The organism is Arsenicicoccus sp. UBA2120 (genome assembly GCF_002330965.1).
In the GTDB taxonomy this organism is placed as follows: domain Bacteria; phylum Actinomycetota; class Actinomycetes; order Actinomycetales; family Dermatophilaceae; genus Arsenicicoccus; species Arsenicicoccus bolidensis.
The window spans coordinates 146,976-165,354 of sequence record NZ_DCYC01000073.1 but is presented as its reverse complement, the minus strand read 5'-3'; the positions used below and the strand labels follow the sequence as shown (position 1 = coordinate 165,354).

Here is an 18,379-nt window from a genome sequence, read left to right as displayed (position 1 = left end):
AGGGAGATCCGTCAGGTGGGTCCGGCGGGTCAGGCCGGGTCGAGCGCCTCGGCCCGTCGCACGTCAGCCTCGACGAGCTCGCGCTGCTCGCGCCGGTGCTCGCGCAGCGACCACGCGACGGCGCCGATCCAGACGGCGACGATGGCGGCATACGAGAGGTTCTGCACGGCGCCGGAGGCGTCGATCCAGTCGCTGCGCAGCAGGGTCCGCGCGTTGGTGAGCACGATCAGGCCGCCGACGGCCGAGCCGAGGAGGCGCGGTGGCAGGTGCCGGACCAGCCAGGCGGCGATGGGGGCGGCGATCAGGCCGCCGATCAGCAGGGCGAAGGCCATGCCGGGCACGATCGCGCCGCCGCCGAGGCCGAGGAAGAAGCCGATCGACGCCGCGATGGCCACGAGGAACTCCGAGGCGTCGATCGACCCGATGACCTTGCGCGGCTCGAGGCGACCGCTGGCGAGGATGGCCGGCGTGCCGACGGGGCCCCAGCCACCGCCACCGGTGGCGTCGACGAAGCCGGCGACGAAGCCGAGCGGTGACAGGAACCGGCGGCGCAGCGGCTTGCCGAGGTGCTGGGTCGTCACGCTCTGGACCGTGAACCGCACGAGGATGTAGACGCCGAGCGCCAGCAGCACGAGCGACATGATCGGGGCGGCGACCTCGGTCGACAGCCAGGACAGCACCGTCGCGCCGAGGAAGGCTCCGATCGCGCCGGGGATGCCGATGCGGCCGACGACCTTCCAGTCGATGTTGCCGAACTTCCAGTGGCTGACGCCGGAGGCGAGGGTCGTGCCGATCTCGGCGAGGTGCACGGTGGCCGAGGCGGAGGCGGGGTTGGTGCCGGCGGCCAGCAGCAGCGTCGACGACGTCACGCCATAGGCCATGCCGAGGCTGCCGTCGATGAGCTGGGCGATGAGACCGACGATCGCGAGGATGATGATGGAGGGCATGCGGGGGCTCCTGAGACGTGCGGTGGACGAGGGGCGGGAGCGGGTCAGCGACAGAGCTGACTGGCAACCCGCTGCAGGTCCACGTGCCGGCGCACGACGCGTGTCAGGTGCATGGCGTGGTCCTCGGGGAGGGCGGCATGCGAGGAGACTAGGGCGGCAACGCTTATGGGGTCAATAACTTCGGATTATGTCTCACGATCTGGTTTGCGGTATGCCGCAACCACCCGCACGTCGTCCCGGAACCCCACGGAGCGATAGAGCCGACCGGCGTCGTTGGTCGACTCGGTGACGATCACCCACTCGCGCGCCCCGCGCTCCGCCGCCCAGCGTGCCGCCACCCCCAGCAGGTGCCCCGCCAGGCCGCGCCGCCGGTGCTCGGCCACCGTCCCCACCGACTGGTAGCGCGCCCGCCGCCCCAGCGCCACGATCCCGAGGTCCGCCGCCAGCAGCCCGTCGTCCGTGAAGGCGCCGAAGAAGGCCGCGCTCCCCGCTGCCGCCAGGCGTCGTCGCGCGGCGATCTGCGCCAGCGTGAACGCGTCGTGCTCGCGCGGGTCGTAGTCCCCGGTGCGGGCGTTCTCGTCGGCGGCGGCCCGGCGCACCTGGGCCCAGTCGTCTGGCAGCAGCGCCCGGACGGCATACCCCTCGGCCAGCGGCCGCTGCTCCGGCAGCTCGGTCGTCGTGAGGACGGCGTCGGTGCCGACCTCCAGCCCGTGCACGGCATAGGCAGCGGGGTGGGGGAGCCGCGGCAGCCCGAGCGCCACGTGCCCGGCCTGGGGGAACGCCCTGGCGAACACCTCGAGCCAGCGCCCCGCGTCGTCGGGGTCGCCGGTCGTCACGTGCACGTAGTTGCCCCAGTGGAAGTCGGGGTTGTGCGGCGAGCGCACGACGAGGTGGTCCGCGCCCACCTCGATCCGCGACCCCTGGAGCAGCAGGATCTCCAGGTCGGTGCGCGGCCCCGCCGCCAGTGCGCTGAGCATGCCCCTGACCCTAGGGCGCGAGGGGACGATCCGGTATGCCGACCGCCCGGCGTCTCGTCGTGGTGCTGCGCGGCGGCGAGGCGCGCGGGCCGTGAACTCACATGCACAACGACGCATCGGCGCAGGTCGCCTCATCGATCGGGCCCGTTGTGCGTGCGAGTCGCGGCAGGCAGCCGACCCGGGCCGGCGGCGGCCAGCGGGATCAGGCCATGGCCACGGCCTCGCGCACCAGGCCGTCGCTGGCGCGGACGGACGCCAGGGCCACGACGAAGGACCCGACGATCGATGCCGCGAACAGCACCAGCGCCCCGGCGTTGAAGGCCGTGGCGGCGGCCGGCGCCATCAGCAGGCCGCCCTGCAGCGTGGCCAGCCCGACGCCCACGGTGAGCGGCAGCGTGACCTCGCGGCGGCGCACGGCCCGCAGCTGCGACAGGGGAGTGCCGGCGAGGGCCTGCGCCTGCAGGGTGCCGCGCTGGTCGTAGACGCGGGTCGCGTGGACGACGCCGCTGGACGTCACGGCGACGAGCGCGAGGATCGTCAGGGCGACGGCGCACCCCGTGACGAGATCGTCGGCGAGGTGGGGCGTGGCCGGGTCCGGACGGGCGGAGAACGCCGAGGCCATCGCGCCGCCGCACGCCGCCACGATGACTCCGAGGCAGAGCGCGCCCACCGAGCGCCACGTCGTCTGGGGGTCGTCGGCGATGCGCCTGGCGGCGAGCAGGGTCGTGGGGCGGCGGGCCGCTCGGGCCGCGATCCGGGCGCTGACCTGCACGAACCACGGCCCGACGACGTTGACCGTCGCGACCATGGCGACCATCGCGAGCACAAGCACCCCGGTGCCGGCCTGCCCGAGCAGCTGGAAGCCCAGCGTCCAGACCGCTGCCACCACGAGGGCGAGGACGAGTCGCAGGACCGACTGCGCCCGAGGGGTATGCCGGGCCGCCACGCCCAACGGCGTCACGACGACGCGAGCCAGGGTCGACCCGGCGGCGCCCAGGGCGAGCAGGACCACGCCCAGCGCGACGGCGAGGACGATCGGGACGCCCAGCCACAGGTCCCCCGCCCCGAGCGCCCTTCCGTCGAAGCGGAGCAGCCCGACCGGGACCAGGGCGACGGCATAGGCGGCCACGCCTGCACCGGCACCGACGGCGGCCTGCATCCCCGCCTCGAGGAGAGTCAGCGCGGTGACCTGGCCCGACGTGGCTCCCGCCAGGCGCAGCGCGGCCAGGCGCTGGTCGCGGCGCGCGAGGGCCAGCCGGGCGGCAACGCCTCCGAGGGTCAGGATCGGCACGACCAGCAGGGCCGTCGCCACGACGGCGAGCACGACGTAGATCGCGGCGGGGTCGCCGACCTCCGGGTCCAGGCCGCCCGCCCGCCGCGCGAAGGCCTGCAGCCCGCCCGCCGTCACGAGCAGCGCGGCGGTCGCGACGGCGAAGGCCAGGACCGACAGCACCCCCGTCAGCGAGTCCTGGGCCTGGCGCCCGCGCGCGACCATCCGGGAGATCGTCCACACGGTGCGCAGCGACCCCACGCCCGACGTGCTCGCGCCTGCCCGCTGCGCACTCCTGCGGCGCGCGCTCATCGGGTCACCTCGTCGCTCTCGACGCGTCCGTCGCGCAGCCGCACGACGCGTCGGCACCAGCCGGCGACGTCCGGGTCGTGGGTGACGACCACGAGCGCCGCCCCCTGCGCCGCGCATGCCGTCGTCAGCAGGTGCATGACCTCCTGGCCGGTGGTCTGGTCGAGCGCGCCGGTCGGCTCGTCGGCGAAGACGACCCCCGGCGACCCGACGAGGGCCCGCGCGATCGCCACGCGCTGGGCCTGGCCGCCGGACAGCTCGCCCGGGCGGCGGCGCTCGAGTCCCTGCAGCCCCAGTGGCGCGAACCAGTCCCGGGCCCGCACCTCGGCCTGGCGCCGCGCGGTCCCCGCGAGCATGAGGGGCAGGGCGACGTTCTCGATGGCGGGGAGCTCGGGCAGCAGCTGCCCGGACTGGAAGACGAAGCCGAAGTCGCTGCGCCGCAACCGGCTGCGGGCCGCGTCGCCGAGCCGGGCGAGGTCCTTCCCCCGCCACGAGACGGTGCCCGAGGTCGGGGTGACGACCCCGGCGAGCAGGTGCAGCAGGGTCGTCTTGCCGGAGCCGGAGGGTCCCATGACGGCGACGGACGATCCCGGCGCGATGGCGAGGTCGACGCCGGCCAGGGCGGGTGGCGCCTCGTCCCGCGTGGGTCCGTAGGTCTTGACGAGCGCCCGGCCGACGAGCGCCGCCTCGGGGCTCTCGCTGCTCTCGGGGCTCCCGGTGCTCTTGCGGCTCTCGGGATGGTGGGTCTCGGCGCGTGGGGAGGTGGTGAGGTTCATGCCGTCGACCATCCCGAAGGCGCCGTGTCGCGGGCGTCGGACCACGGTGCCGACCTTTCGTCATACCGGGGTCTGAGCCGGAGGACCCACCGGAGGGGCCAGTGGGACCACGGGGGGACCAGCGGGGCGGAGGACTCCCGTAACCTTGGGCCTCATGGCTCGTCAGCGCACCCCCGAAGGTCCCCCTCCGCCTCCCGCGGTGCAGAAGATCCGGCTGCGCTACGCCAAGCGCGGGCGGCTGCGCTTCTCCTCGACCCGCGACTTCCAGCGGGCGCTCGAGCGGGCGCTGCGGCGGGCCGGCGTCCCGATGGCCTACTCCGCAGGCTTCCACCCGCACCCCAAGATCAGCTATGCCAACGCCGCGCCGACGGGCACCGCCAGCGAGGCGGAGTACTTCGAGATCTCCGTGACCGAGCCGGTCGAGCCCTCCCGGGTCGCCGCCGCCCTCGACGAGGCCCTCCCGGACGGCATCGACGTCCTCGAGGCCGCCGACGCGCTGCCCGGGTCGCTCGCCGACCGGCTGCAGGCCTCGGAGTGGATCGTCGAGCTCCGTGGGCTCGACGCCGACCAGCGCGCTCAGGTCGAGCGGACCGTGTCGGCCTTCCTGGCGGCCGAGACGGTCGAGATCAGCCGTATGACGAAGAGCGGGAACCGCACCTTCGACGTCCGCTCGGCGGTGCTCGCCCTCGACCTGCAGGGTGCTGCGGGGCGGGCCGCAGCCAGCGGGGTCACCGTCAGCACGGATGCCCAGCTGCTGCGGGTGCTGCTGCGTCATACGACCCCGACGGTGCGACCCGACGACGTCATCACGGCGCTCGCCGCGACGGGGGAGGGCCTGCCGCAGGCCACCCCGCTGATGACCCGCCTGGTGCAAGGCCCCTGGTCAGAGGCGGACGCCACGGTCGGCGACCCGCTGCGCTGAGGGCCGACCCCGCCACGCCCGGTGGGCGGTCCCCGGGCCACCTGAGAGGTGGGGCGGGCGCGCTGTGCGATACTGCTAGAGGTCACGGTGCGACCCACTTCGTGCCGCTGACCCGACGACATCACGGCGACGTGCGGCGTCGCGACCGATCTGGTCGCCCGTCTCGCCCGACGACCGAGCCGACCGGCTCCGTCGACGTGATGGCGGCGGCACCACGTGAGTGACGCGCCTGGCGCGAGCCGCGCGGTGCAGCAGACGACTTCCGTCGTCGGGGCAACCTGCTCCGGTGACGACGACGACCGCGCACCACGCGGCGACGAGGCGCATCGCGCCGGCAGTGGGCGTGGCCTCGTGGTCGAGAAGGGAACGCCTCCGATGGCACCCGACAACGACACCTTCCCCGCCGACAACGCCGCCGAGGCCGCTGGGGCCACCGAGGGCGCAGAGACCTCGCCGTCCGAGCAGGCCGCCGAGCCTGCCGACACCACGGCGTCTGCGGAGACCACCGAGACCGCGGCGTCTGTTGAGACCACCGAGGCTGCGGCGCCCGCCAAGAAGGCCACCCGCGCCCGCAAGGCCGCCGCCACCAAGCGCGCGCCCCGCAAGGCCGCCAAGAAGGCGCCCGCCGCGGCCGCCGCCCCCAGCGACAGCGACTCCGGCGACAACGACTCCAGCGAGGCCAGCGCCGAGGCGCCCGCCGACGTCGCCGGCCAGGCGCACCGCCCCAGCATCAGCGACGCCGACGACCTGCTCGGCACCCCCGGCACCGATGCCGAGGAGGGCGACGCCCGCGCCGCCGTCGACGCCGTCACCGCTGCCGCGCCGGCCAAGAAGGCCGCCAAGCGCACCCGCCGGGCCACCAAGAAGGCCTCGGCCCCCTCCGTCACCGAGTCCGTCGCCGGCACCGGCACCGACGCCGACGACGACGCGTATGACGCGCCCGGCCTCACCTCCGGGGTCCCGGACCACGCCGCCGAGCGCGCCGCCGCCCAGGCGGACGCCGTCGAGCAGGCCCCCGAGGTCGCCGCCGCAGCGGCTGACGTGGACGCCGACGACAGCGACGAGGAGGTCGTCGACATCGCCCTGGCCGTGCTCGACCAGGACCACCTCAACGACCTCATCAACGAGCTGCCAGTCCGCTCCGCCGACGACTCCGCCGAGCCGACCGTGTCGCCGTTCGGCCTGCTGTTCCAGGCGCCGGACCCCACGGTGGCCCGCCGCTCGCGGCGCGCCACCTCGCCGAGCGTCGACCCCTCCACCATCCAGCGCGACGAGTCCGACGACGCACAGGGTGCGCAGGACGACACCGACGACCTCGACGACTCGGGCTACGGCCGGCCTCGTGGCCGCGTCTCGCGCTCGCGGGACGAGCGGGACCTGCGTGGCCGGGACTCCCGTGGCCGCGACCTGCAGGACGACGCCGATGTGCAGGGCGGGCGTGGTGTTCAGGGCGACGACGACCGTGCCGAGCGGGACGAGCAGGACGACGACCAGGGTCCGCGCCGTCGCCGTCGCGGCGGCAAGGGCCGTCGCGGTCGCTCGGGCTCCGACGACCGCGGCGACGACCGGGGCGCCTCTGACGAGCAGGCCGACGGCGACGACGACAGCGCTGACCGCGGCGGCCGAGGTCGCCCCGGCGACCGTGACGACCGCCAGGTCGACGACGACACGACCAACACGACCGACACGACCGACACGACCGACGCAGACGACACTGACGACACTGACGACGACGGCGAGCAGTCCGGGGGCTCCCGCCGCTCGCGCCGCCGCCGCGGCCGTGGTCGCTCCGGCGGACGCGCGGACTCCGACGGCGACGACCGCAGCGACGACAAGGGTGACGACGAGTCGGACGACTCCGATGAAGGCCGCGACGGCCGCAGCTCCCGCAACGGCCGGGACGACCAGGGCGAGGACGACGACGACTCGTCGAGCTCCTCGCGTCGGCGTCGCCGCCGTCGTCGCTCCGGCTCCGGCGGTGGCGACGACGACCCGCCCGGCACCGTGACCAAGGTCCGCGAGTCGCGCCGCTCCGAGTCCGCCACGGGCATCAAGGGGTCGACCCGCCTGGAGGCCAAGAAGCAGCGCCGTCGCGAGGGCCGTGAGGCCGGGCGTCGCCGCACGATCATCACCGAGGCCGAGTTCCTCGCCCGCCGCGAGAGCGTCGAGCGCACGATGGTCGTCCGTGACAGCGGCGACCGCACCCAGATCGCGGTGCTCGAGGACGGCGTCCTCGTGGAGCACTACGTCTCGCGGGAGCAGTCGGCCAGCTCGACCAGCATCGCGGGCAACATCTATCTCGGGCGCGTGCAGAACGTCCTGCCGTCGATGGAGGCCGCCTTCGTCGACATCGGCAAGGGCCGCAACGCCGTCCTCTACGCCGGCGAGGTCAACTGGGACGCCGCCGGTCTGGAGAACGGCCAGCCGCGCCGCATCGAGAACGCCCTCAAGTCCGGCCAGACCGTCCTGGTCCAGGCGACCAAGGACCCGATGGGTCACAAGGGCGCCCGCCTGACCTCGCAGATCTCGCTGCCCGGCCGCTACCTGGTCTTCGTGCCCGGCAGCTCGATGACCGGCATCAGCCGCAAGCTGCCCGACACCGAGCGGGCCCGCCTCAAGCGGATCCTCAAGGACGTCATGCCAGCCGACGCCGGCGTGATCGTCCGCACCGCCGCCGAGGGGGCCAGCGAGCAGGAGCTGCGCGCCGACGTTGCCCGCCTGACCGCGATGTGGGACGACATCCAGACCAAGGCCGGCGCCCGCGGCACCAACGCCCCCGCGCTGCTCCACGGCGAGCCGGACCTCACCGTCCGGGTGATCCGCGACGTCTTCAACGAGGACTTCAGCTCGCTGGTCGTGTCCGGCCCCGAGGTCTGGGAGACCGTGAGCTCGTATGTCGAGTCCGTGGCCCCCGACCTCGCCCCGCGCCTCACGCGCTGGACCGGTGACAAGGACGTCTTCGTCGAGCACCGCGTCGACGAGCAGCTCGCCAAGGCGATGGACCGCAAGGTCTGGCTGCCGTCCGGCGGGTCCCTGGTCATCGACCGCACCGAGGCGATGACCGTGGTCGACGTCAACACCGGCAAGTTCGTCGGTCAGGGCGGCAACCTCGAGGAGACCGTCACCAAGAACAACATCGAGGCGGCCGAGGAGATCGTGCGCCAGCTGCGGCTGCGCGACATCGGCGGCATCATCGTCGTCGACTTCATCGACATGGTGCTGGAGTCCAACCGCGACCTGGTCGTGCGTCGACTGGTCGAGTGCCTGGGTCGCGACCGCACCAAGCACCAGGTCGCCGAGGTCACCTCGCTCGGGCTGGTCCAGATGACCCGCAAGCGGGTCGGGACCGGGCTCATCGAGTCCTTCTCCACCACCTGCGAGCACTGCAACGGCCGCGGGATCCTCATCTCGTCCACGCCGGTCGCGCCCGGCACCGAGTCCGGTGTCGACCACTCCCACGACCAGGGTGGACGCCGTGGTCGCAAGGGCAAGGGCGGCAACGGGTCCGGCAACGGCGGCTCCGGCAACGGTGGCTCGAACGGGTCCGGCGGCAACGGGTCCAACGGTTCTGGCAACGGCGGGTCCGGCAACGGCGGGTCCGGCAACGGCGGGTCCAACGGGTCCAACGGCAACGGACGGGGACGGGACGACGCGGCCAAGGCCGAGGACTCCGGCCCGACCCCGGCCCAGATCGCGGCCGCTGCGCACGCAGCGGCGATGGCGGCCTCCAAGGCCGTCGTCGACGACGAGCAGCCGGCCTCGCCCGACGAGGTCGCGCGGGCGATCGACGACGCCATGGCCTCGGTCCTGGGCGACGAGCCGGACGCGGCTGCCGCTCCGGTCGACGCCAGCGACGCAACCAGCGCCAGTGACGCCACCGGCGCCCCTGAGGAGGAGCGCCCCGCCCGTGGCCGCCGCTCCGCCCGCAAGGGCCGCGCCTCCAAGGCCGCTGCCGGCGCGCCCGCTCCGGCACCCGTGCCGGCATCGACCCGCGCCGAGGCCGGCTCCGCCGCCAACCCGGCAGCGGAGCCCGACGCCGGCGACCAGGCCGCTCCCGGACCCGACGCAGAGTCGGCCGCCAACGCCGCCGACGACGTCGCGGCGAGCACCGACCACCCCGGCCTCGGCTGGGGTCCCGAGGACACCTCCGACACCGGTGGCTCCGACCCCGGCAGGTCCGGAGCCGGCACCTCCGGCGCCGGGTGGGGCTCGGACAGCGTCGTCGGCGACGTCGACGCCCCGGTCGAGGCGATCGCGGCGGTGACGTCCCTGCCCGAGGCGGCCCACGAGTCGCCCGCCGAGGCAGAGGTCACGCCCGAGCCCGAGAAGCGCCCCCGGCGACGCCGCGGTCGCGTGGTCGCCCCCGCGGGTCCGCCGAAGCCCCTCGAGACGGGCGGTTCGGCATACGAGCCGGTCGGCCGCGGGGAGGACACCGGCGACCCAGAGAGCACTGGGGCCCCGAGCACCGAGGCCTCCGAGGGGACTCCGCAGGCCTGACCCGCCACGGCCCTCGGACGGGGCCGGCAGCGGGACCAGCAGCACGAACCGCCGGGGCGGGGGAGCGAGGCCAGGATTTGGCCGCAGCGCCCCCGCCCCGGTAGCCTGATACGTCGGTGCGTCCACCGTCCCCCGCGTTGCCCAGGCGAAGTGCCAGGCGCGATCGGAGGCCGGTCACGAAGCGACGACCGGTTTCACATCCTCATCAAGAGAGCGAGTCTGCAACGTGTACGCGATTGTTCGCGCAGGCGGGCGCCAGGAGAAGGTCTCCGTGGGCGACGTCCTCATCATCGACAAGGTGAACGACAAGCCCGGCGAGTCCATCCAGCTCCAGCCCCTGCTCCTCGTTGACGGCTCCACCGTCACCAGTGACGCAGCCAAGCTTGCCCAGGTCAAGGTCACGGCCGAGGTCGTCAAGGCGACCAAGGGCCCCAAGATCACGATCATGAAGTACAAGAACAAGACGGGCTACCGCAAGCGCCAGGGTCACCGTCAGCCGACCACCCAGATCAAGGTCACCGCGATCGAGGCCTGAGCCTCCTCGCACCCCCAGCTCACGATTCGACGAAGGCAGGCTTAGTCATGGCACACAAGAAGGGTGCATCCAGCTCCAAGAACGGTCGCGACTCGAACGCTCAGCGCCTCGGCGTCAAGCGCTTCGGCGGCCAGGAGGTCAATGCCGGCGAGATCATCGTCCGCCAGCGCGGCACGCACTTCCACCCCGGCGCCAACGTCGGCCGCGGCAAGGACGACACGCTGTTCGCCCTCGCTGCCGGTGCCGTCGAGTTCGGCACCAAGCGCGGCCGCAAGGTCGTCAACATCGTCGCCGGCGAGTGACGCACCGCTGAGCGTCTGCTCAGCACACAGACATGTTTGCGCGAGGGTGCAGGCCACGAGCCTGCACCCTCGCGTGGTTTCACTGCTGACGAGAGAAGGACCAGGGACATGGCGAGCTTCGTCGACCGGGTGACGCTGCACGTGCAGGCGGGCAACGGTGGTCACGGCGTGGCCTCCGTCCACCGCGAGAAGTTCAAGCCGCTCGGTGGCCCCGACGGCGGCAACGGCGGTCGCGGCGGATCGGTCGTGCTGCGGGTCGACCCGCAGAAGACCACGCTCCTGGACTACCACCACACCCCGCACCGCAAGGCCGGCAACGGCAAGCCGGGCGAGGGTGCCGAGCGCAACGGTGCCGACGGCGACGACCTGGTGCTGGGCGTGCCGCAGGGCACCGTCGTCAAGGACAAGCAGGGCCGGCTGCTCGCCGACCTCGTCGAGATGGGCGGGGAGTATGTCGTCGCCCAGGGCGGACGCGGCGGTCTGGGCAACAAGGCGCTGGCGTCCACCCGGCGCAAGGCTCCCGGCTTCGCCCTGCTGGGTGAGCCCGGCGACGAGCACGACGTCGTGCTGGAGCTCAAGACGCTCGCCGACGTCGCGCTGATCGGCTTCCCGTCCGCGGGCAAGTCCTCGCTGGTCTCCGTCCTGTCCAGCGCCCGCCCCAAGATCGCGGACTACCCGTTCACGACGCTGGTGCCCAACCTCGGCGTCGTGACGGCGGGCTCCGCGCGCTACACGGTCGCCGACGTGCCCGGGCTGATCCCCGGGGCGCACGAGGGCAAGGGCCTCGGCCTGGAGTTCCTGCGCCACGTCGAGCGCTGCTCGGTGCTGGTGCACGTCGTGGACTGCGCCACCCTCGAGCCCGACCGCGACCCGATGTCCGACCTCGAGGCGATCGAGCGCGAGCTCAGCCTCTACGTCCCCGACGAGACGCTCGGTGGCAAGCCCCTGACCGAGCGCACCCGCATCGTCGTGCTCAACAAGGCCGACGTCCCCGAGGCCGAGGAGCTCGCCGAGTTCGTCAAGCCCGACCTGGAGGCTCGCGGCCTCGAGGTGCATGTCGTCTCCGCGGTGGCCCGCACCGGTCTCAAGGAGCTGACCTACGCCCTGGCGCGCCACGTCGAGGCGGCCCGCGCCGAGGTGGAGCAGGTCGAGACCCGGCGCGTCGTCATACGCCCCAAGGCCGTCGACGACACCGGCTTCGTCGTCCGCAAGGAGAACACCTCCGACGGGGTCATCTATCGCGTCGTCGGCGACCGGCCCGCGCGCTGGGTCCGTCAGACCGACTTCAGCAACGACGAGGCCGTCGGCTACCTCGCCGACCGGCTGGGCCGGCTGGGTGTCGAGGAGCAGCTGTTCAAGGTCGGCGCGGTCGCCGGCGACACGGTCGTGATCGGCGCCGAGGACGACGCGGTCGTCTTCGACTGGGAGCCGACGCTGGCCGCCGGCGCCGAGCTGCTCGGCCGCCGCGGCACCGACCTGCGGCTCGAGCAGGCCGAGGGGGCCCGCCGGGCCACCCGCGCCGAGAAGCGCGACGAGCTCGCCGACCTCAAGGCCGCCCGCCGCAAGACCGCCGCCGAGCTGGACGCCGAGCGACGCTCGGGCCACTGGGCGACGCTGCGCGACGAGGACTGACCTGACGTGGCCGAGAGCGCTGGGAGCGGCGGCACCCGCGAGCGGATCGCCGACGCCGAGCGGATCGTCGTCAAGGTGGGGTCGTCCTCGCTGACCGGCGGGGACGGAGACCTGGACGACCTGGCCATCGGCCGGCTGGTGGACGCGCTGGCCCGACGCTGGCGCGACGGCGCGCAGGTCGTGCTCGTCTCGTCGGGGGCCATCGCCGCCGGGCTCAACCCGCTCGCGCTGCCCAAGCGCCCCCGCGACCTGGCCACCCAGCAGGCCGCCGCGGCGGTGGGGCAGGGCGCCCTGATGGCGGCCTACACCACGAGTTTCGGGCGGCACGGGGCCCGCGTCGGGCAGGTGCTGCTGACCGAGATGGACGTGACGCGGCGCTCGCACTACGTCAACGCGCGACGCACCCTGGTGCGGCTGCTGCACCTCGGCGTCGTGCCCGTCGTCAACGAGAACGACTCCGTCGCCACGCAGGAGATCCGCTTCGGCGACAACGACCGGCTCGCGGCCCTCGTCGCGCACCTGGTCAAGGCCGACGCCCTGGTGCTGCTCTCCGACGTCGACGCGCTGTATGACGGACCGCCGTCGCGCCCCGGCGCCCGCCGGATCCCGGTGGTGCGCGGCGAGGCAGACTTGGCGGACGTCGTCATCCGTGGCTCCGGCAGCAAGGTCGGCACCGGCGGCATGACGACCAAGATCGAGGCCGCCCGCATCGCGACGGGTGCGGGCATCCCCGCGCTGGTGACGTCGGCCGCCCTGGCGGCGGAGGCGCTGGGCGGCGAGGACGTGGGGACGGTCTTCGAGGCGCCGGAGGTGCGTCCGCGGGGCCGCCTGCTGTGGCTCCGGCACGCGTCGACGGCGCGGGGCCGGCTCGAGCTGGACGCGGGGGCCGTGGACGCCGTGGTGAGCCACCGCCGCTCGTTGCTTCCGGCCGGGATCGTGGGCGTGAGCGGCAGCTTCGACGAGGGCGACGCGGTCGACCTGGTCGCGCCGGACGGGCGCGTGGTGGGGCGCGGGCTGGTCAACTACGCGTCGTCCGAGCTGCCCGCGATGCTCGGCCGCAGCACCCACGACCTCGGCGACGAGCTGGGGGAGCAGTACCGTCGCGAGGTCATCCACCGCGACGACCTCGCCCTCCTCTGACCCGCCGCCGGTAAAGGCATCGACCGGCCTTCGTTCCCCAGGCTGATGCCTCTGCCGCCGGTAAAGGCATCGACCGGCCTTCGTTCCCCCGGCTGATGCACCTACCTCAGGTAGGCGCATCGACCCGGGTTGGACGAGACGGCGGCGGCGTCATACGAGCCGGTGCGGTTTGATGGAGCCATGACAGCCCAGCCCGCCACGTCCATCGATCCCGGTGCCCGCGAGCTCGTCTCGGGGCTCGCCGCACGTGCCCGCGCCGCCGCCCGCGAGCTGGCGCTGCTGCCGCGCGGCCGCAAGGACGAGGCGCTGCGCACCATGGCCGACGCGCTCGTCGCCGCCACCGACCGCATCGTCGAGGCCAACACCATCGACGTCGAGCGCGAGTCCGCGGCGGGCACCCGGGCCAACCTGCTGGACCGCCTCACCCTCACCGAAGCCCGGGTCGCCGCGGCCGCCCAGGGCCTGCGCGACGTCGCCGGCCTGCCCGACCCCGTCGGCGACGTCGTCCGCGGCAGCACCACGCCGACCGGGTTGCAGGTCAGGCAGGTTCGCGTGCCGATGGGTGTCGTGGGCATGATCTACGAGGCGCGCCCCAACGTCACCGTCGACGCCGCCGGCCTGGCGCTCAAGTCCGGCAACGCGGCCATCCTGCGCGGCGGCAGCGCGGCGGAGCACACCAACCGCGTCCTCGTCGAGATCCTCCGCGAGACCCTGCGCACCCTCGGGCTCAACCCCGACGCCGTCCAGCTGCTCGACGCGCCCGGCCACGACGCCGTGCGCGCCCTGATAACCGCCCGCGGGGAGGTCGACCTCCTCATCCCGCGCGGGGGAGCGGGTCTGATCCAGACCGTCGTGACCGAGTCGACCGTCCCCACGATCGAGACGGGGGTGGGCAACTGCCACGTGTATGTCGACGCCGGCGCCGACCTAGCGATGGCGGAACGCATCACCCTCAACTCCAAGACCCACCGCACCAGCGTCTGCAACTCAGCCGAGTCGCTGCTGGTGCACGAGGCCGTCGCCGACCAGGCCCTGCCCCGGATCCTGCGATCCCTTGGACAGGAGGGCGTCGTCATCCACGCCGACCCGGCTCTCAAGGACGTGACCGAGCAGGCGGGGGCGCGCTGGGTGGAGGCGACCGACGAGGACTGGGCGGTGGAGTACCTCTCGTTGGACATGGCGGTCCGCGTCGTGCCCTCCCTCGAGGAGGCGATCGAGCACGTGCGCCGCTGGTCGAGCGGTCACACGGATGCGATCGTCACCGACGACCGCTCTGCGGCACGGAGATTCGTCGACGAGGTGGACTCGGCCGCGGTCATGGTCAACGCCAGCACGAGGTTCACCGACGGCGCTGAGCTGGGCTTCGGCGCCGAGATCGGCATCTCCACCCAGAAGCTCCACGCCCGCGGCCCGATGGCCCTCGAGGAGCTGACGAGCACCAAGTGGGTCGTGGAGGGCGACGGACAGGTCCGCGTCTGACGGCGCGATCTGCACGCCTGGGCGCCAACGTTCCTCTAGGTTGGTGCCATTCGACGATGAGAGGACGTGCCGTACGTGGAGGGTCACGAGGTCCGCAAGCTGGCCAGGCTGGAGGACGCGCACTGGTGGTACCGCGAGCGGAGGCACATCCTCGCTCGCCTGATCTCCGGTATGACGCCCGGCCGGGCCCTGGACATCGGGGCCGCCGGGGGAGGCAACACCCGCGTGCTGATCGAGCACGGGTGGCAGGCCGTGGCGCTGGAGTACACCCAGGACGGCGCGCTGGCTGCTGACGAGCGCTCGGTGCCGGTGATGCGGGCTGACGCGACGAACCTGCCGGTGCAGACCGGCTCGCTGGACCTGGTCATGGCCTTCGACCTGCTCGAGCACCTGGTGGAGCACGACGCCTGCGTGCAAGAGGTGCACCGGGTGCTCAAGCCGGGCGCCCCGTTCCTCGTGGCCGTGCCCGTCGACCCCAAGCTCTGGTCCGACCACGACGTCGCGGTGGGTCACGTGCGGCGCTATCACCGTGCCGAGATCCTGGACCTGCTGCAGCGCAACGGTTTCGAGATCGAGCGACGCTTCGCCTGGAACGTCCTGCTGCGGCCGGTCGTGTCGATGCGCCGCCGCACGAGCCAGGGCAGCGACCTGCAGGACACGCACTGGGCGGTCAACGCGGCGCTGCGGGCGGTCATCACGGTGGAGCGCTACCTGCCGGTCAAGGATCTGCCGGGCGTCAGCGAGTTCGTCGTCGCGCGCCGGCGCTGATGCCCCTACCCCCGGCGGGATCATCAGCCTGGGGGACGAAGCCCGGCTGATTGCCCCTACCCCCGGCGGGATCATCAGCCTGGGAGGACGAAGCCCGGCTGATTGCCCCTACCCCCGGCGGGATCATCAGCCTGGGGGACGAAGCCCGGTCGATGCCCCTACCCCCGGTAGGTCAGCGGTCGATGGGTTCGCCCGCCAGGCCGTGGGCGTCCAGGGTGCCTTCGCTCGTGTCTGTCCCCCGCGGCGTCGGGTCGGCAACTCGCGGGCCCGCCCCGGCCTCCACGGACCCTGCCTGCAGGGTGACCGCGGGCCGTGCCGCCGTGGCGCCGGCGGGCTGGCCGGTCGCCATACGAGCACTGCGCGGTATGGCGAACCGGTGGTCGTCACGGTCCCGCGCGGAGTCGTAGGCGATGAAGTAGCTGGGTCGCTCCTGGAGCTGCTGGTACATGCGGCCGAGGTACTCGCCGAGGATGCCGAGGCAGAGCAGCTGCAGGCCGCCCACGAGCGCGATCATGCCCACGGTCGAGGCCCAGCCGGCGATGGCATGGCCCGTGAAGCGGCCGATCACGGCATACGCGATCAGGAGCAGCGAGGCGATGAAGCCCCCGAAGCCTAACCACGTGGCCAGCCGCAGCGGCTTGAGGCTGAAGCCGATGATCGAGTCGACCGACAGCATCACCATCTTCATGAAGGGGTACTTCGACTCGCCGGCCGCCCGCTCCTCGCGCTTGTAGGACACGCTCGCTGACGGGAAGTTCAGCGCGGGGACGACGAAGCGCAGCACCCGTCCGTGCTCGGGCAGGGCGTTGACCGCGTCGACGGTGGCCCGCGACATGAGGCGGAAGTCGCCCGCGTTGCCCGCGGTCTCCATCCCGGTCAGGCGGGAGTGGACGGAGTAGAAGGCCTTGGCGGTCTCGCGCTTGAAGAAGGAATCGGTGGAACGGTCCGAGCGGACGCCGTAGACCACGTCGACGCCCTCCTCGTGGGCCGCGCGCAGCATGTCGGCGATCGTCTCGGGCGGGTCCTGCAGGTCGGCGTCCAAGGTGACGACGAAGTCGCCGTGCGCGGACACCAGGCCGGCCGAGATCGCTGCCTGGTGGCCGGAGTTCGCGCGCAGCCGCACCACGCGCAGCTGCTCCCACTCGCGGCGGTAGCGCTGCAGCAGCACGGCGGTCTGGTCCTTGGAGCCGTCGTCGACCGCGACGACCTCGTAGCTCGTCCCGAGACCGTCGAGCACCGGGCGCAGCCGCTGCACCAGCAGCGGGAGCACCTGCTCCTCGTTGTACATGGGGATGACGACGGACAGCTCAGGGACCATGCGTGCCAGCCTAGGTCCGCGACGTTAGCAATGGCCGCAGGGGGTGCTGTGCGTCGGCTGTGCCGTTACACCCCCGACAGCGGCATCGGGGGCGGCCCCGCACCGAGCAGGTAGCATGACCGCATGACTTCTGCCGCCTTGATCCTCGCCGAGGGCGAGCACCACTCCGAGCACGCGATGACGCTGCCGTTCGCCGACTTCTGGTTCGGGGTCATCGCGCTCGCCGCGTTCATGACGCTGCTGGCGATCACGTTCGCGTTCCGCAACACCGCCGCCAAGCTGGCCCCCGCCCAGGGCGCCAACGACGCGTCGCACGGCTCGCACAGCGCGCCCGGGAGCGGGCACTGAGACAGCGGATCGGCGTGATGGGTGGGACCTTCGACCCCATCCACCACGGTCACCTGGTCGCCGCCAGCGAGGTCCAAGCACTGTTCGACCTCGACGAGGTCGTCTTCGTGCCGACCGGGCAGCCCTGGCAGAAGGCCGCGGCGAGCGTGTCGCCGGGGGAGCACCGCTACCTGATGACGGTGATCGCGACGGCCTCCAACCCGAGGTTCTCGGTGTCCCGGGTCGACATCGACCGCGACGGGCCGACCTACACGATCGACACGCTGCGCGACCTGCGGCGGCTCAACCCCGACGCGGAACTGTTCTTCATCACCGGCGCGGATGCCTTGTCGCGGATCCTGTCGTGGAAGGACGTCGACGAGCTGTGGGACCTGGCGCACTTCATCGGCGTCACCCGGCCCGGCTACCACCTGTCGGAGTCCGGGCTGCCGGCGGACGGCGTGACCCTCACCGAGGTGCCGGCCATGGCGATCAGCTCCACCGACTGCCGTGAGCGCGTCGCCGAGGGCAAGCCGGTCTGGTACCTCGTGCCCGACGGCGTCGTGCAGCACATCAACAAATATCGGCTGTATGCCGCGTCCGCGCCCGTCGTCTCGACCGACCCGGCGCTGTCGGGCGTCACCGTCAACGGTGGCCTCGTCGCCACCGACCCAGCACAGGACAACCCCACCTCGCCGGCGCCCGCGCCGTCATCGACCACCACCCCAAAGGATCCTGCGTGACCGCCACCCCGCGTGCCATCGAGCTCGCCAAGGCCGCCGCCCTCGCGGCGGACGACAAGCGAGCCCGCGACATCACCGCGCTCGACGTCAGCGACCAGCTCGCCCTGACCGACATCTTCGTCCTCGCGTCCGCGCCCAACGACCGCCAGGTCCGGGCCATCGTGGACGAGGTGGAGGACCGCCTGCGCGACCTCGGCGCCAAGCCCGTGCGTCGCGAGGGCGAGAAGGACGGTCGCTGGGTCCTCATCGACTTCGTCGACATCGTCGTGCACGTCCAGCACAGCGACGAGCGCGAGTTCTACGGCCTCGAGCGGCTGTGGAAGGACTGCCCGACGGTGGACCTGGACCTGCCGGACCCCACCGGTCGCCAGGACGAGGACGACCCGTATGCCGACGCGCCCGCCCGCACGACCGGGTGGCCGGGTCTGCGCGACTGA

At 73.0% G+C, this 18,379-nt stretch carries 16 protein-coding genes; 11 read left to right on the top strand and 5 right to left on the bottom strand.

Annotation, left to right across the window (positions count from 1 at the left end):
- Positions 1–29: 29 nt before the first annotated feature.
- From B2P18_RS12040 to B2P18_RS12025, 4 genes are all read right to left on the bottom strand, one after another.
- Entirely contained in the window at positions 30–947 is a 918-nt protein-coding gene (locus B2P18_RS12040; protein WP_286959979.1) for a sulfite exporter TauE/SafE family protein, read from the bottom strand.
- Between the two features lie 185 nt (positions 948–1,132).
- Positions 1,133–1,924, bottom strand: a complete 792-nt coding sequence (locus B2P18_RS12035; protein WP_286959977.1) for a GNAT family N-acetyltransferase — start codon at positions 1,922–1,924, stop codon at positions 1,133–1,135.
- Between the two features lie 202 nt (positions 1,925–2,126).
- Complete coding sequence (locus tag B2P18_RS12030; protein ID WP_156911244.1) at positions 2,127–3,506, bottom strand: hypothetical protein; 1,380 nt, start codon at positions 3,504–3,506, stop codon at positions 2,127–2,129.
- Positions 3,503–4,279 (bottom strand): ABC transporter ATP-binding protein, encoded by a 777-nt coding sequence (locus B2P18_RS12025; RefSeq protein ID WP_084412615.1) that lies wholly within the window; start codon positions 4,277–4,279, stop codon positions 3,503–3,505. The genes B2P18_RS12030 and B2P18_RS12025 overlap by 4 nt, the downstream gene beginning before the upstream one ends.
- A 154-nt stretch (positions 4,280–4,433) precedes the next feature.
- Between B2P18_RS12025 and B2P18_RS12020 the strand changes: the two genes are divergently transcribed.
- The 8 genes from B2P18_RS12020 (at position 4,434) to B2P18_RS11985 (ending at position 15,554) form a co-directional block, all read left to right on the top strand.
- Positions 4,434–5,201 carry a TIGR03936 family radical SAM-associated protein gene (locus B2P18_RS12020; RefSeq protein ID WP_084412603.1) on the top strand — a complete coding sequence of 256 codons (768 nt, stop codon included), beginning with the start codon at positions 4,434–4,436 and terminating at the stop codon, positions 5,199–5,201.
- 1,209 nt (positions 5,202–6,410) lie between these two features.
- The gene (locus B2P18_RS12015; protein WP_414630888.1) at positions 6,411–9,698 is read left to right on the top strand and encodes a ribonuclease E/G; all 3,288 of its coding nucleotides are present in this window, start codon (positions 6,411–6,413) and stop codon (positions 9,696–9,698) included.
- A gap of 226 nt (positions 9,699–9,924) precedes the next feature.
- A complete protein-coding gene (gene rplU / locus B2P18_RS12010; RefSeq protein ID WP_037210518.1) occupies positions 9,925–10,233 on the top strand; it encodes a 50S ribosomal protein L21 in 309 nt (102 codons plus the stop codon).
- Between the two features lie 47 nt (positions 10,234–10,280).
- Positions 10,281–10,535 (top strand): 50S ribosomal protein L27, encoded by a 255-nt coding sequence (gene rpmA / locus B2P18_RS12005; protein WP_019284283.1) that lies wholly within the window; start codon positions 10,281–10,283, stop codon positions 10,533–10,535.
- Between the two features lie 108 nt (positions 10,536–10,643).
- Positions 10,644–12,167: a GTPase ObgE gene (gene obgE, locus B2P18_RS12000; RefSeq protein ID WP_286959948.1), complete on the top strand. Its 1,524-nt coding sequence runs from the start codon at positions 10,644–10,646 to the stop codon at positions 12,165–12,167.
- Between the two features lie 6 nt (positions 12,168–12,173).
- The gene (proB, locus tag B2P18_RS11995; RefSeq protein WP_029211247.1) at positions 12,174–13,307 is read left to right on the top strand and encodes a glutamate 5-kinase; all 1,134 of its coding nucleotides are present in this window, start codon (positions 12,174–12,176) and stop codon (positions 13,305–13,307) included.
- 180 nt (positions 13,308–13,487) lie between these two features.
- A complete protein-coding gene (locus B2P18_RS11990; protein WP_286959936.1) occupies positions 13,488–14,786 on the top strand; it encodes a glutamate-5-semialdehyde dehydrogenase in 1,299 nt (432 codons plus the stop codon).
- 66 nt (positions 14,787–14,852) lie between these two features.
- The gene (locus B2P18_RS11985; RefSeq protein WP_239262495.1) at positions 14,853–15,554 is read left to right on the top strand and encodes a class I SAM-dependent methyltransferase; all 702 of its coding nucleotides are present in this window, start codon (positions 14,853–14,855) and stop codon (positions 15,552–15,554) included.
- 172 nt (positions 15,555–15,726) lie between these two features.
- Here B2P18_RS11985 and B2P18_RS11980 read toward each other — a convergent pair whose 3' ends face one another.
- The gene (locus B2P18_RS11980) at positions 15,727–16,872 is read right to left on the bottom strand and encodes a glycosyltransferase family 2 protein (RefSeq protein ID WP_286959930.1); all 1,146 of its coding nucleotides are present in this window, start codon (positions 16,870–16,872) and stop codon (positions 15,727–15,729) included.
- 123 nt (positions 16,873–16,995) lie between these two features.
- Between B2P18_RS11980 and B2P18_RS11975 the strand changes: the two genes are divergently transcribed.
- From B2P18_RS11975 to rsfS, 3 genes are read left to right on the top strand one after another with little or no spacing between them, the layout of a single operon-like run.
- Positions 16,996–17,220 carry a hypothetical protein gene (locus tag B2P18_RS11975; protein WP_239262499.1) on the top strand — a complete coding sequence of 75 codons (225 nt, stop codon included), beginning with the start codon at positions 16,996–16,998 and terminating at the stop codon, positions 17,218–17,220.
- A 17-nt stretch (positions 17,221–17,237) separates the two neighbouring features.
- Positions 17,238–17,942 (top strand): nicotinate-nucleotide adenylyltransferase, encoded by a 705-nt coding sequence (nadD, locus tag B2P18_RS11970; protein ID WP_376783699.1) that lies wholly within the window; start codon positions 17,238–17,240, stop codon positions 17,940–17,942.
- Positions 17,939–18,379: a ribosome silencing factor gene (gene rsfS / locus B2P18_RS11965; RefSeq protein ID WP_019284291.1), complete on the top strand. Its 441-nt coding sequence runs from the start codon at positions 17,939–17,941 to the stop codon at positions 18,377–18,379. Before nadD ends, rsfS begins: the two co-directional genes overlap by 4 nt.